This window comes from Jingyaoa shaoxingensis (genome assembly GCF_014385005.1).
Taxonomy (GTDB): Bacteria; Bacillota; Clostridia; order Lachnospirales; family Lachnospiraceae; genus Marvinbryantia; species Marvinbryantia shaoxingensis.
The window spans coordinates 19,854-34,476 of sequence record NZ_JACRSZ010000024.1; the positions used below are offsets into that span (position 1 = coordinate 19,854).

Genomic DNA, 14,623 nt, shown 5'->3' on the forward strand with positions numbered 1-14,623 from the left:
TTACTCATCTTCCTGTACCCCCAGATATGCACTGATAACCTTCGAATCATTCTGGATGACTTCCGGTGTCCCCTGAGCAATCAGCTTACCAAAATCCAGTACATAGATTCGGTCAGAAATGCTCATAACTAATTCCATATGATGTTCAATGACCAGTACGGTCAAATGAAAATCCTTCTTGATCTTTAAGATAAATTCGCTGAGTTCGTCCGTCTCCTGTGGATTCATACCGGCTGCCGGTTCATCCAGAAGCAAAAGTTCCGGTTCTGTAGCCAGTGCACGGGCAATCTCCAGACGTCTCTGTTTACCATAAGGAAGGGAACTTGCAATCTCATCCTTTTCTTTCTCCAGTCCCACCATTCTCAGCAGTTCCAGTGTCTTTTCCCGATTCGCCTGTTCTTCTCTTTTATTCAGACGGAAAGTTGCTGAAAATACATTTGCTTTAGAACACATATGTCTGGCGATCAGTACGTTATCAAATACAGTCAGGCTCTTAAACAGACGGATATTCTGGAACGTACGGGCAATTCCCAGCTTTGTGATCTGATCCGGTGTTTTTACGATGGTTTTATCATACATGCCATCATTTTCACCCAGATAATTTTTTACCATTTTTCCCTGAGGGTGATTCTCAAGCATGACCTCACCTTTAAATGAGATCTTTCCATTGGTCGGTGCATATACACCGGTAATCATATTAAAGGCTGTGGTTTTTCCGGCACCGTTCGGTCCGATCAGTGCCACAATCTCTCCCTCGTTAACATCCAGTGACAGATTATTCACTGCAACCACACCACCAAACTGCATGGTCATATTTTCTACATGAAGTACATTTTCAGCCATTATGATTCACCTCCTGCAGAAACTTTTTTCTTTTTTCTCTTAAAGAGTCCAAACAATCCATCCCATGAAAATTCATTGTTTCCCATAATACCACGTCTCCAGAACAGTACTACTACCATCAGAAGAACAGAATATACTACCATACGGAAACCAGGGCGAAACAGTGGAATATGTACACCCATGATCTTGAAAGTATCATCATCCAGGAAACGCAGCCATTCCTGTCCACCGTTAATCAAGAATGACCCGATAACAGAACCTGTCACACTTCCGATACCACCAAGTACCACGATCAGAAGAATGTTGTAAGTCAACATAACCTGGAATGTCTTGGTATCAATGGATCTCATATAGATGGCCAACATCCCGCCTGCGATACCGGTAAAGAAAGAAGAAATAACAAAGGACAGTTCCTTATGATGAAACAGATTAATTCCCATAGCTTCTGCAGCAATGTCATCTTCTCTGATTGCCTTAAACGCACGTCCAAAGGATGAATTAATCAAAAGTACCATGATTCCAATACAGATAACCGCCAGTGCTACTGGCTGGAAAATATTCTTAAATCCAGGAATATTGTTCAGACCATATGAGCCATTGGTGATCTGATCCATCATCGGTGCAGCCAAAAGAGCACGGATAATCTCTGCAAATCCCAGTGTGGCAATGGCCAGATAATCGCTTTTCAGTCTAAGGATCGGAATACCGATCAGTGCTGCCGCTGCTGCTGCAAACAGACCACCGATCAGCAATGCTACTACCATCGGTGCATGCAGATCATGCAGCCAGCCGGCAATTCCATTCATATAATATACGCTGTCACGCATCTCAACCGGAATGGTGAGAATGGCAGTCACATAAGCACCGATTGCCATAAATCCTGCCTGACCCAGAGAAAATAATCCGGTAAATCCATTCAGCAGATTCATTGCCACTGCAACTACAGCATAAATTACAGAACGTTCAATGATCGAGATCGCATAAGAATGGGATGAGGTATCTGACTGAAAGAAACATAACAATCCAACTACCAGTGCGACCAATAAAATATTCAGTATTGTATTTCTTGTTTTCTTATTCATATGATCACACCCCTTTATACCTTGTCTGTTGCAGCCTCACCAAATAATCCGGTCGGGCGTACAAGTAAAATAATAATCAGTAACAAGAATGTGAACGCATCTGAGAATGTGGAATATCCAAATGCAACCAGAAATGTCTCACAAATACCGATAATGAATCCACCAATTACTGCGCCAGGAATAGATCCGATTCCACCTAATACAGCGGCTACAAAGCATTTCAGTCCTGGCAGTGAACCAGAATATGGGTATACAGTCATACGATCTGTAAAATACAAAATTGCTCCAATACCAGCCAGAAGACAACCAATAATAAACGTCATGGAAATGGTATTGTCTACCTTGATTCCCATCAGTCTGGATGCTTCAGTATCCTTGGATACTGCTCTCATTGCCATACCAATCTTAGTGTGATTGATCAGCTGCATCAGCAGAACTACCAGAACCACAGTCAGCACCGGTGTTAATAAAGTTACCAGTGATGTAGTAATTCCACCAAAGGTCAGAATTTTTTTCAGAAATGGAATTTCCGGATATGCTTTTGGTATAGCAGTAAATAAATAGGTAGCCAGGTTCTCCAGCAAATAGCTGACACCAATTGCAGAAATCATAATGGACATACGTGGTGCGCTTCTCAGTGGCTTATAAGCCGCCTTTTCGATAACCACTCCCAGAATTACCGTTCCAATCAATGCAACCGGAATAGCGATAAACCATGGGAAAGATGCCATTGCAAAAATCATAAAATAACCAGATATCATGAAAATGTCACCATGCGCAAAATTGATCAACCGCAGGATACCATATACCATAGTGTATCCGATAGCGATCAAAGCATAGGCTCCTCCAAGGGAAATACCGGTGAGTAAATGCTGTGCAAACGTCGTAGCACTCATATCTGTTGCCTCCTAACATACAAAAGACGGGGCGAAGCATCCTTGTTTCGCCCCCTTCTTTCATTTTTTTATTTTCCAGTTTTATTCTGCTGTAACAGTTTTCAGGAACTTAAATGCTCCATCCTCTACGATATCAATGTATGCCGTATCTTTTTCTGCATCACCATTTGCATCAAAGCTGATCTTGCCTGTTACACCTTCTGTCTGAAGTGCTGCCAACGCATCTTTGATTGCTTCGCCATCCAGTGAATTTGCTGCTTCAATCGCATCACACATTACATTGTAAGCATCATACATCAATGCACAGTTACCAACGATTGCATCGTCTCCACCGTTCTTTTCAATACGGGAATCGTCTGCATTCAGCCATTCTTTATAACCATTTACGAAATCTACGGTAATCTGGCTAGAAGTATCTGCCTCATCAAAGAATGTAGAGCAAACTACACCTTCTGCATTTTCTGCACCGGCATTCTCAATAATTGTTGAGTTATACCACGTATCACCCGCCATGAACGGAAGATCTACGCCAAGTTCTTTGGCCTGTTTCAAAAGAAGAGGTGCTGTGGTAATAGAAGATGGTGCAAACACTGCTTCTGCTCCAGATGCCTTTACCTCTGTCAGAACCGCTTTGAAATCAGACTGGTTTGTCTGGAACTGCTGTTCTGTTGTGATCTCTCCGCCGAGTTCTGTAAATTTCTTTTTAAAGAAACCTGCCTGACCCATAGAATAATCATCACCAATCTGATCAATCAGTGCTACCTTGGTGTATCCTTCATCCCATGCATACTGAGCAAGAACACTACCCTGGAAAGGATCCAGGAAACATACACGGAAATAATAATCACATGCACTGGTTACCTGAGGGTTCGTACAAGAAGCACCGATAGCCGGAACTTTCGCTTCTGCAAATGTAGGTCCTGCTGCGATAGCACATCCAGAACCATATGTACCAAGTACACCTGTTACTCCATCAGATACCAGCTTCTGTGCTGCAGTAACAGCTTCTGTCTTATCTGACTTATTATCAACCTTATCCAGTTCTACTGTATACTCTACTCCATCTACAGTAACAGTCGGTCTTACTTCATTGGCATAATCAGCTGCCTGAGCTTCCTGTGTACCGCCGCCACCATTTTCTCCTGTCAGTGGCTCGAAGATACCAATCTTGATTACGTTGTCATCGGCTGCTGCCTGAGACATCATCATCATTGCCATTGAAATTGCTGCGACTGTTGTGAAAGCTTTTCTTCTCATAATCTTTCCCTTCCTTTTCCACCCGCTACCTTCAGACCCATGCATAAGCTTCTGAACAGTGTTGCAAGGTTGTGTTTTATTGACGGACATTTGTTTGTTTACCAAGTACATGTTTGCATTATAGCATCCTGTTTTTCGAATTGCAAGTAAAAAAATGTTTTTGTTTTAAAAATTATTATGATCGTTTTGATTTGTTTTTTCGATGATTATAAAATGTATTCTGCCACATCCAGCAGAGAATTTGGAATTTATGGCAAAAAGAAACCGCATGGTGATCTCTGCATCTCCCATACGGCTCCTTATCTTTTTCTATTTCTGTTATATCAGATGTGAAATGGCTCCCACCTCTGTATGTGGCGAGCAACAAGAATGCCGAGGCATTCTTGAAACCATCCTCGAACTATGCCTAATTCTATGCTGCCTGCTTTTTCATGCCCATTCTCTGAATCAGGATCACACCTACCACCATAACCAGACCAATCACGTCTGTCATAGTTCCAGGGATCAGCAGTGTAATACCGCCAACCACAATCAGGATTCTCATCAAAGGATTCATGGTTCTGTACACAAATCCACTTAATCCCGCTGCCACACCAAAAATACCGATCAATGAAGTAATAACGATCATTACTACCTCCGCCGGACCTGCATCAATCAGAAGCATAGCCGGGCTGAGTGCGCAGATGTAAGGCACAATAAATCCGGCTATCGCCAGTCTGGTGGCCGTAAAGGCCGTCTTCATAGGTGAGGACTTGGCTATGGCACTTCCTGCATAAGCTGCCAGAGCTACCGGTGGGGTAATATCTGCAACAATACCAAAGTAAAATACAAAGAAATGTGCAGAGATTATTGGGATACCAATCTCAGGGCTTACCAGAATTGGAGCACAGGTAGCTGCCATAATACAGTAAGTAGCTGTAGTTGGCACACCCATACCAAGCACGATACAGCAAAGCATGGTCAGTACCAGGGCAATCATGGCATGTCCGTTGGCAACGGAAACAATCGCAGTAATCATCTTGGATGCCAGACCGGTAGAAGTTACACAGCCAGCTACAATACCTGCCATTGCGCAGGCAACTGCTACAGAGATGGTTCCCTTGGCACCAGATTCCAGAGCATCAATGATCTTAGTAACAGTAATACGGTCATCTTTATTAAAGAGACCTACAAAAATCGTTGCTACGATGGCAACAGATGCAGAAAACTGCATAGATCTAGTATTGGTAGATACCAATACTACCAGCAGTACCAGCGGGAATAACAGATACACCTTACGGATCAATACACTGAACTTCGGCAGCTGATCCTTAGGAATACCTTTTAAGCCAAGCTTCTTTGCTTCCAGATGTACCGCAATGTAAATACCCACAAAGTACAGGATAGCCGGCAGTAACGCACGATATGCTACTTCTGCATAACTTACCCCCATATACTCAGCCATCAGGAAAGCTGCTGCTCCCATAATCGGCGGCATGATCTGTCCACCGGTAGATGCTGCTGCTTCTACTGCTCCGGCGAACTCACTCTGATAGCCAGTCTTCTTCATCATCGGAATAGTTACGGAGCCGGTTGTTACCGTATTACCTACGGAAGAACCGGATACCATACCACAGAGTCCGGAAGAAATAACAGCAACCTTAGCCGGACCACCTGCTGTGGAACCTGCTATAGAGTTTGCCAGATCGATAAAGAATGTGGATATACCTGTCCGTTCCAGAAAAGCCCCAAAGATCAGGAATACCACAATATACTTGGCGCACACGTCAATCGGTGTGTTCATAATACCTGATGTGGCATAAAACTGGTCATAAATCACCTTCGTCGGATCTACACTGGCAAAGGTATATACCAACAGAATACCTACTACAATCAAAATCGGCACACCTACGCTTCGGCGACACAGTTCCATCATAGCCAGAATAGACAAACAAGCGATCACCAGAAGGAACATATCTCCTCTGATGAACTTTGGCCGCAGGTTTGCCAGTTCTGCTCCATGAATGGATGCATAAAAGAATCCAAATGCCCCCACTACCATAATCAGGACATCATACCATGGCATATGGTTGACCTTCTGAGTTCCTTTCTTTGCCGGGAAATTCAGATACCCAATCACCAGAATCATCCCCAGGAAGTTCATCAGACGGATCTGTCTCATGGCTGTACTGAACAATGTCACATAGATGCTGTACAGTGAAAAGAATACCATCAGCCAGCGAATTACCAGCTTTGGCTTGCCTTCCCAGATACGGGTGTTGGATTCTCTGTCATATTTTTTTAATACTTCGTCTACATCTGCTGCTGATCCTATTTCTGCATTTGCCGCAGATGTGTGCTTTTCCATATCACTCATATGGTTCTCCTCCTTCCTATTCCAAAAAGGCTGAGACAGGTAGTACAGCCTGTCTCAGCCTGCTGCTCTTGTATTCACTGGCTGCCCGTATCGGACATCCGTACTTATTCTGCCTCTACAGTAAGACCTTTTTCTTCGAAGTATTTTGCAGCTCCTGCGTGGTAAGGTACAGAAGTGATGGATGCTGCATAATCCAGATCCAGTTCTGCTCCCTTTGCATGTGCAGTCTCGATAGCATCTGTATTCTCGAATACTGCGGATACAAAGTTATAAATATCATCTTCTGCTACGTCATTGCTTGCAATTACAACAGCACCAACTGCTACAGTATTCACATCCTCATCCAGACCGTATGTGTCAGCAGAAATGGTGTTCTGTGTATAGTATGGGCACTCTTCCAGAAGAGTCTTCATATGTTCATCATCAATGCTTACCAGATATACATCCTTAGCCGTGCCAAGGTCTGTAACTGCGGTGGTAGGAGCACCTGCTGTGATGAATGCTGCATCGATTTTACCGTCTTTTAAGCTGTCTGCAGAATCTGCGAAAGATTCATATGTAGGGTTAATGTCTTCTTCTGTCAGTCCATATGCATTCAGAAGATCCATTGCGTTGAAATATACACCTGAACCGGAAGCACCGATAGAAACGTTCTTCCCCTTCAGATCTGCAACGGTCTTGATATCAGGGTTGGTCGTAATGATCTGTACCTGTTCCTGATACAGCGCTGCTACGGTAGAGAAAGAATCGATTGGATCGCCTTCGAAAAGGTTGATTCCGTCATGGGCATAAGCCATAACATCACTCTGGCAGAATGCGATATCTGCATCTCCTGCATCTACCTGGTCTACGTTATCTGCTGAACCATTAGATTCTACTGCTGTCACTGTTGTGTCTGTATCGGAGCTTACTTCTCCAGCCAGTACACTACCGAATGCATAATAAGTTCCTGAGGATCCACCTGTAGCAAATGTCAGATCACCAGCTGCAAAAACGCCTGTTGAAGGTACAGCTGCTAATATAGCTGCTGCTGCTAAAACTGTAAGTTTCTTCATTGTAACTTCCTCTCTTTCATAAACCTTTTTTCCCATTTTATCAAAAAGTGAAACATCATGCAATACTTTAGCACATCATTTTGCGAAAGAATTTTTTCATAGAGAAGAGAAGATGTCGATTATACACAAAACAGTTCGAAACGATCTGTTTCATATCTTCTCAGATACCAATATGCTTCTATATCATTTCATTTTCTCTCAGGTGAGACAAAAAACCATCGCAGCCTTTCAGTACATCTCTATAGGTCTCATCAAAATTGCCTGTATACCACGGATCCGCAATATCCCGTCCTGATCCGGCAAAGGTAAGAAATTTATAAATCTTCCCTTCCGGATCCCCCTTCAGCATCCTGTTCAGATTTCGAATATTTGCCGTATCCATGCCAATAATATAGTCAAACCGGTCATAATCTGCCCATGTGATCTGACGGGCTCTGTGCGGCACCAATGGAATGCCAACCTCTCTTAATTTGTTTATCGTACCACGGTGAGGAGAATTACCAATCTCCTCCGTACTAGTCGCCGCACTGTCGATCAGAAATTGATCAGCAAGACCAAGAGCGGATACCTTGTAGGTAAACACACTCTCGGCAAGGGTAGAACGACAGATATTGCCGTGGCAGCAAAATAATACTTTTATCATAGTTTTACTTATACTCCTTTATGCTGATTTATGCTGATTTTTGCAGTATTTACGGGCATTTCACCGCATGTTTGCATTTTGATGTATCTCTGTATAAATCCCCGTATATTTTCATATCTCTGACACTACCTTACATATGATACTGTCAGTGTATCATTTTTTAAGGGCATATGCAATGTGTCTATGGCATCAGATTTGGTTTATTAATTTATCGTATTCTTGGTAATCTTTTAGAAATTTATCTATTGTCCTATGTGTAAAAAGGAAATCATATATGTTTCGAAATGCATCATTAATATAAAAATTTATCGGATGTGAATTTATTATTGGATATCTTTCTTGCAATGCTATATATTCGCCATACTTATGTACTGATTCGTAAACTGCATATTCTCTGTCGCAAGTATCTTGTTTTATTGCTTCTTGGTATGACTGCAATATCTCGACCCCGATTCTTTCGTAATCCATACTTGTATCGTCCAAGGAAAAAACAAACATATGTGAAAGATATGAGGCGTGAAATTCTGACCAATATCTAAAAGTGTCGTCTTCCTGTAGATTCCGCCTAGACACCGTAGGTTTTGTCTGTCCATATCGCATATAATCACCCAAATGAGTATATTCGTGTAATGTTGTTACAATTATATTTGGAAGATTTTGTCTTACGGTATCGACTAACAACTTATATTCTTCATTCGGATCTACATAACACATTCCAAATGGATCAAACGGCTTCTTCAGCCATGTATAATACAAATAGTCTTTCTGCCGTATATAGTCTGCTACATTATCTGTTAGAATCAATTTGAATTCTCCCTTTAAATATTCAAGTTCGAATTTATCGCAAAAGTCTTTTATTATATTTAATAAGTCAAAGTTCATATACTTATTCCTTTCATAGATAAACAAAGTGCGATGTATATGGAGTATGGTATTATTATATCGTATTTTGTCACATCTATAAAAGACGGAATTATAAACAATATTTCGAAGTTATCCACATTTTTCTTTTGAACAATTTACACAATTAATCATGATAAAATGCCACTCTTGCTTCTTAGTTTTAGATGTGATATAGTAAATATAAAGAAGGGGGAGCCAGACACGCGGCCTACTCTAACAATTTAACAGCTTTATGTTTTACAGCCGTTCACTATTGCGAGTAGTGGGCGGCTATTTTCTTCTCCCAAAGATTGTATAGCACAATCCTGTGAGAGCGACAATGAAGATACCTATCTGGATCAGATCCGAATATGTAACGTACATTGGCATCCCCTCCCTTCTTTCGTATGGAGGGTTGCCCCTCCGAAGAGGGTAGGCCGCCTTAGGGTGTTCTGACTTCCCATGAGATTAGTATAGCACATGTGTTCTATAGGTACAATCCAGATTTTTATGAGCCTTGAGTTTTTTGAGTTAAACTCACAACAGAGTAGTCAGATCAATAAAACTTACACAGTTTCTATTACACTCTCAGCAGTCGGCAGAACCGAATTCCCCGACACGAGTTTCCGAGACCGCTCTTTTATTAAAACGAGGGCGAATTTCTCGCCCTCACATATCTTTCCATATTATCCAATCGCATTTTCCAAAGCTTCTATAAGTTCTGGCGTGATATCCGTTGTTTCTTGTAATCCATGATCTTTCTCAAACTGAAGCAGCGCACTGTTTGTCTGTTTTCCTGGAACTCCATCAGCTGATCCGCAATCGTATCCAGCACTATTCAGTAGTTCTTGTACTTTCTGAATATTTTCTTTGTCCGTATACACTGCTTTTTCACTGATCTTATTATCCTCACTTATGGATACAAATTTTTCATCGCCTTTGTAGAGTATATCAAATGTATTCGCATCCATAATTGATATATTCATTGTCATTTCTCTGATTACATCTATTCCAGCACTGTCGAGATCACTTTTCCAAAATGACATCGTTACATTTGCTGTTTTTCCAGACTGTACTTCTGCCCAGAGTGGTGAATACATCATCGTTCCGTTCACAACCATTTGTGAATCATCTGTAGTTACCACTATATCATGATGATTCAAATTTTCTATTCTAATATAGAAATCGGTTGAAGTGTAATTTGGTTCCTTCATACCTGTCAAAACAACTTTTATTCCCTGATCATTATACAGTTCTATTTCCAACTCATTCTGTTCCTTATCATCCTTGTTTGTCTCCTCTGAAGACAATGTATCTGACGACGCTGGTTTTCCGCTGTCTGTTCTAAATGGTTCTACTTCCTCCTCAGGAACATCCAGACCGTAATGATCAACAAAATCTGGTATAAGTATTGCTCTCATATTATATCCCGCTGACCATTCCGAATTATATATATCTGGCAGCTCCGTATAATATTTTACTGCATCCAGCTGCATTTCAATTGCTTCAATATATGCATGTGCCATCAAAGAGAATTTTTCATTTTCAAAGTCTTCTTTCTCATATTTACTTATACGGTCATACTCTTCATTTACTAACTGAGTTCTATACTCCATAATCTCACTATTACTCATGGCGTCTTCATCTGAATCATATGCCCATCTGGCAGTAAGACCTTCTGCCAGATCTTTCAAAAAATTATCCTGTGCATCATCTGCCAATGCATATATTGGTGTGCATATGCACAAACTCATTGCTGATGTGATGGCTATCACTTTCTTTAATACTGTTTTGTTTTCCTTACTTCTCATATCTCTATACCTCCCATGGCAGAGCTAAGAGCCCCACCACCTACAGTGCAAAGCAACAGAATGATATCATCTACAGGACCAGGGCAGAAATCAACTGGGGAAACGATATAGATAATCAAGAGGACCAACAACATACCTTTGAGAACTCCGTTCATCTGTATCCCTCCTTATCAAACATATTGCTTGAGCCAATCGGGCATATCGGAATCATTGATCCCCCACGATTCAACTCTTTCTTCATCCTCGTTCCAATTACTTTCGTGACCATCGAAGAACTTCTGGCGGTGACATTTGTATTTAACGACCTCGTCACCTTCAAGTCGATACTCGTTCCAGTAATAATTCTGCTTACCATAGCCCTTCCATTCCTGCGTTGTGTAAATTACCATTTTTGTCTTCCTTTCTTTTTTCGGTCTCTATGCGCCTTTTGTTTATGTAATAATTTTACCGTGATCATCCCTTTGATAAAATGGTTATCGGTGCAAAATAGATGATGCTATTTTGCACCGATAGAGTTCGTTAGGCTCGGCGTACACCGGCGCTCAGAACAACGGTTGCGCCGGAGATCAGCAGGCCAGCAAACACGCTTGCTGCTACGTAGCCAAAACCAGTAGCTTTACGCTTCGCCTGCTGACGAGTAGTGTTCAGACGCTGTACATTCAGTTCAAGCACGTTTGCTGCGCACTGCTTAGTTTCAGGCTTCTCTACAATCATGGTTGTTGCCTCCTGCTTTTCGGCAGTATCCTGCAGCACTACAAGCACTTCTGCAAGACTACGGCGTACTTCGTCGTAATTCAGTTCGGTCTCAAAGCGCTTAACATTGGACTCCATTTCAGAAAAGATTTCGCCAAGCTGTGCGAGCTGCTCAGCCTTGTAGTACGCTCAACCGATATAGCTCTCGATCTTCTTATTAAGACCGGTGCGGAAGCAGTGCTTCTCACGGCGGTATCTATCATCGATCTTGATGAACTGCCGCTTGGGAGCGGAGAATACGATAAAGCTGTCTACATACACGGGAATATCGAAGCCTTTGTCACCAACAGCCTTTTCCAAGCACTTCTTGAGCAGGCGGCGTTTAAGTGCCATCTTCTGTGCCAGAGGAACCTTGTCGTAGCACTCATCACCGGCGAATACCATTCTTCCGTCTTCTGTATGGGTCAAGTCGGATTTCACTTTCTTGACTTCCAGAATAATTACACCATTGTCGGTCAGCACGATATCATCCAGTTCGGTTTCGTCAATGCCGTCAGCGATGTACACATTACGGAAAATCTGTGTGTTCGGTCGGTTAAGAAATTCCAGAGTTCTGTACACAAGACTTTCACCCTTAGCACCGGACATGGTGATAGCCATTTCCTTTGCCAGCTTCTTCATGGTCAGCACACCATTATGTACTGCGGGATGGCCGCGGAGTTCTTTTTTTCGAGCGGTAGACTCCATAATGAACAATGCCTCGTCAATGCGCATACCTTCGTGATAATCGTTACCGGAGATCATCTTGCAAATCATGTCTTGGAACTGTACGATGTCAGAAACATATTCCTTAAATGTACACTCATGGGACATTAACAAATTGCTGCTTTCCATTTCTTTGATAAAATCTTCTGCCGTTTTCATAAATCATTCTCCTTTGAAATTATTTGTTCTTCTCTTTTTGCTCAACGATCTTTGTATTATTTTTGTTAGTTCCAACCGACAACACCGCATAACTGAGACCAATTTGCCTTGCATAGCGCTCGTTATTGTCGATCTTCTGAATGAGGCGGCTGGCTAATACACGTTCTCTCGCCTTCACGAAACCATCTCCTCTCAATAACAAATCTTCTTAATTGCTTTCTATGGCTAAATTATACCGCCGCATTCGTTCGATATAAATGGTTACAAGTGCAAGATAGAGATGCCTATTTTCTCTCTAAAGGCAAAAAAACACCCCAGCATTTCTGCTGAGGTGTCGAAGGAAGATTATTTCTTTTCTTTATGTGCTTTATATGCTTCGATGTCGATTGCGCCAGTTACCAACATACGCTCAGACCAAAGTTGCAAGGTTTCAACCGTGATGGAGATACGTTCCAATTCCTCTTGGATATGGACAAAATCTGCAATTTCGTCGTCAGAGATTTCACCATCTGCTGTAATTTCGATGAGACGTTCTTTGCTCTTCTGAATGGAGTTTAAGGATGCTAACATTTCCAGCACAATCTGTGACAGATCTTTCACCTTAATCTCCGGAACATACTCCTGTCCAATCGGACAAACATTTGCGCAATAATGATTGCATAACCGAGGCTTCTTGTAGGCTACGGACATTTCCAACACTTCATCTGGATGGGGCCGGGATTTTTCACTTTCTATTTTCTCAATGCGTTCTGCAGAAATCCATCCAAGAAGTTCACTTGCCTTTTCTCTGGAAAGGCCAAGTTCCTCTCGGAATATTTGATACTCTGTTTTATTCTCTTTTGTAGATACACGTCCCACGATTCTACCTCCTAATATCAAAGAACTAATATGCCAACGGCAAAGAAAATTAGTTCTATTGCGTATGTAATGTAATCAATAACTTTGCCGTCATCATCCAACCTTTTTCTAAAAAGGTCGATAAGAAACCAAAACGGCGTTAAGAATAAACCTAATATTTCTTCTGCAATATGGGCAAAAAAGATAACAAAAAGGTTATCTGATTTGAACGACAATCCCTCTCCACCATCACCGTACTTGGTCGCAAAGGCTCCGATAATTGCAATAGGGATAAATAACACACAAGCCCAAAACAGGAAGGCAATGAAAAATGTCGTGAAATTCGTCACGTTCAGTTTTGCATCCCATAAAGCAGGAAATGTTGTTTTGCCAGTGCATAGGCAAATAATGGTTGAAATCAAACTATAGAAGGAGATTTCATGAAACTTTCCCAGTATTGACATCGTTACATCCCTCCTATGTGTTTCTTGAATTCGGGGTCATCCGATGTAAATTCCAGAATATCATCGACACCGCAGTTTAGAGTTTTGCAAATCTTCTCAATACTATCGAGAGAAATATAATTGTCACGCTTGATACGAGTAATGATGTTGGCACTAAAACCGGCTTTCTCCATCAGCTCAGCGTTGGTCATACCCTTGTCGATCAGCAAGTGAAATAACTTTTTGTATGTTACAGCCATAGTGAATACCTCCTTACAATAAAAACCATTATATCACGAAAACGTGATTTTTTCAATAAGTTTGCACAAATCCATTTCCCGTCCACGCAGAAAGGAAAGGAGGGGCTTGTGTCCCTTTGAACACAAGCCACCTGCGGTATCAGTTATATACCAATCCGCTTTTTACAATTTCCTCGGCACGATTACGGATACCATTTACGACTCTAACTCACGCTATCTGGTCAGATGCTTTCATATCCTCTGTCACGTCCTCGGTAGCTTTCATCTGCTCGATGATAAGTTCAAGGCTGCTTTATACTTGCTTGTTCAAATCTGCCAGATACATCCACAATTCACCGCTAAGGCACAGGTCATTGAAGCAGGTTGGATTATATTCTTTGATATAATCTCTATGCATTCGTCCCCAGCGGCCAATGGGGTGCTTTCCTCTGGTAAGCGAATGTCGGGAGTATAGTAATCACCACAACGAATATAAGTTCCCGCATTCTCTGTTCCTCCAATCATAGCATGAAAAGTTATTAAGTAAGCGTCCAATAAGAGGGTGTATCGAAATTTCTGGCTGTTGCATGTAAACTATTGATTAGAGTTTTGGGAGTTGACTCTAAAAACTCTAACTCTAATCTAAGGAGCAGGCTTATGGA

16 protein-coding genes and 1 pseudogene are annotated in these 14,623 nt (G+C 41.7%); all 17 read right to left on the reverse strand.

Annotated features, from left to right (window positions below):
* Positions 1-843 (reverse strand): ABC transporter ATP-binding protein, encoded by an 843-nt coding sequence (locus H8716_RS15955; protein WP_249309981.1) that lies wholly within the window; start codon positions 841-843, stop codon positions 1-3.
* Complete coding sequence (locus tag H8716_RS15960; RefSeq protein ID WP_249309982.1) at positions 843-1,925, reverse strand: branched-chain amino acid ABC transporter permease; 1,083 nt, start codon at positions 1,923-1,925, stop codon at positions 843-845. Before H8716_RS15960 ends, H8716_RS15955 begins: the two co-directional genes overlap by 1 nt.
* Before the next feature lie 14 nt (positions 1,926-1,939).
* Entirely contained in the window at positions 1,940-2,821 is an 882-nt protein-coding gene (locus H8716_RS15965) for a branched-chain amino acid ABC transporter permease (RefSeq protein WP_249309983.1), read from the reverse strand.
* Between the two features lie 81 nt (positions 2,822-2,902).
* Positions 2,903-4,078, reverse strand: a complete 1,176-nt coding sequence (locus H8716_RS15970) for an ABC transporter substrate-binding protein (protein ID WP_249309984.1) — start codon at positions 4,076-4,078, stop codon at positions 2,903-2,905.
* 412 nt (positions 4,079-4,490) lie between these two features.
* Positions 4,491-6,434, reverse strand: a complete 1,944-nt coding sequence (locus H8716_RS15975; RefSeq protein WP_249309985.1) for a TRAP transporter permease — start codon at positions 6,432-6,434, stop codon at positions 4,491-4,493.
* Positions 6,435-6,538: 104 nt separating this feature from the next.
* The gene (locus H8716_RS15980) at positions 6,539-7,489 is read right to left on the reverse strand and encodes a TAXI family TRAP transporter solute-binding subunit (protein WP_249309986.1); all 951 of its coding nucleotides are present in this window, start codon (positions 7,487-7,489) and stop codon (positions 6,539-6,541) included.
* 178 nt (positions 7,490-7,667) lie between these two features.
* Positions 7,668-8,132: a low molecular weight protein-tyrosine-phosphatase gene (locus tag H8716_RS15985; protein WP_249309987.1), complete on the reverse strand. Its 465-nt coding sequence runs from the start codon at positions 8,130-8,132 to the stop codon at positions 7,668-7,670.
* A gap of 189 nt (positions 8,133-8,321) precedes the next feature.
* A complete protein-coding gene (locus tag H8716_RS15990; protein ID WP_249309988.1) occupies positions 8,322-9,014 on the reverse strand; it encodes a hypothetical protein in 693 nt (230 codons plus the stop codon).
* A gap of 686 nt (positions 9,015-9,700) precedes the next feature.
* Positions 9,701-10,708 (reverse strand): peptidoglycan-binding domain-containing protein, encoded by a 1,008-nt coding sequence (locus H8716_RS15995; protein WP_249309989.1) that lies wholly within the window; start codon positions 10,706-10,708, stop codon positions 9,701-9,703.
* 287 nt (positions 10,709-10,995) lie between these two features.
* The gene (locus tag H8716_RS16000; protein ID WP_249309990.1) at positions 10,996-11,214 is read right to left on the reverse strand and encodes a hypothetical protein; all 219 of its coding nucleotides are present in this window, start codon (positions 11,212-11,214) and stop codon (positions 10,996-10,998) included.
* A 130-nt stretch (positions 11,215-11,344) separates the two neighbouring features.
* On the reverse strand, positions 11,345-11,539 hold the full coding sequence (locus tag H8716_RS16005) for a hypothetical protein (protein WP_249309991.1): 195 nt from the start codon (positions 11,537-11,539) through the stop codon (positions 11,345-11,347).
* A 168-nt stretch (positions 11,540-11,707) separates the two neighbouring features.
* Positions 11,708-12,442 carry a nuclease-related domain-containing protein gene (locus H8716_RS16010; RefSeq protein WP_249309992.1) on the reverse strand — a complete coding sequence of 245 codons (735 nt, stop codon included), beginning with the start codon at positions 12,440-12,442 and terminating at the stop codon, positions 11,708-11,710.
* Between the two features lie 19 nt (positions 12,443-12,461).
* Positions 12,462-12,620 (reverse strand): hypothetical protein, encoded by a 159-nt coding sequence (locus tag H8716_RS16015; protein ID WP_249309993.1) that lies wholly within the window; start codon positions 12,618-12,620, stop codon positions 12,462-12,464.
* Positions 12,621-12,787: 167 nt separating this feature from the next.
* Positions 12,788-13,300, reverse strand: coding sequence for a helix-turn-helix domain-containing protein (locus H8716_RS16020; RefSeq protein WP_249309994.1), 513 nt, complete (start codon positions 13,298-13,300; stop codon positions 12,788-12,790).
* Between the two features lie 17 nt (positions 13,301-13,317).
* Complete coding sequence (locus tag H8716_RS16025) at positions 13,318-13,743, reverse strand: hypothetical protein (RefSeq protein ID WP_249309995.1); 426 nt, start codon at positions 13,741-13,743, stop codon at positions 13,318-13,320.
* A gap of 2 nt (positions 13,744-13,745) precedes the next feature.
* On the reverse strand, positions 13,746-13,982 hold the full coding sequence (locus H8716_RS16030; protein ID WP_249309996.1) for a helix-turn-helix domain-containing protein: 237 nt from the start codon (positions 13,980-13,982) through the stop codon (positions 13,746-13,748).
* A 139-nt stretch (positions 13,983-14,121) separates the two neighbouring features.
* A pseudogene (locus H8716_RS16035) lies at positions 14,122-14,486 on the reverse strand (TnpV protein).
* Between the last annotated feature and the right edge of the window lie 137 nt (positions 14,487-14,623).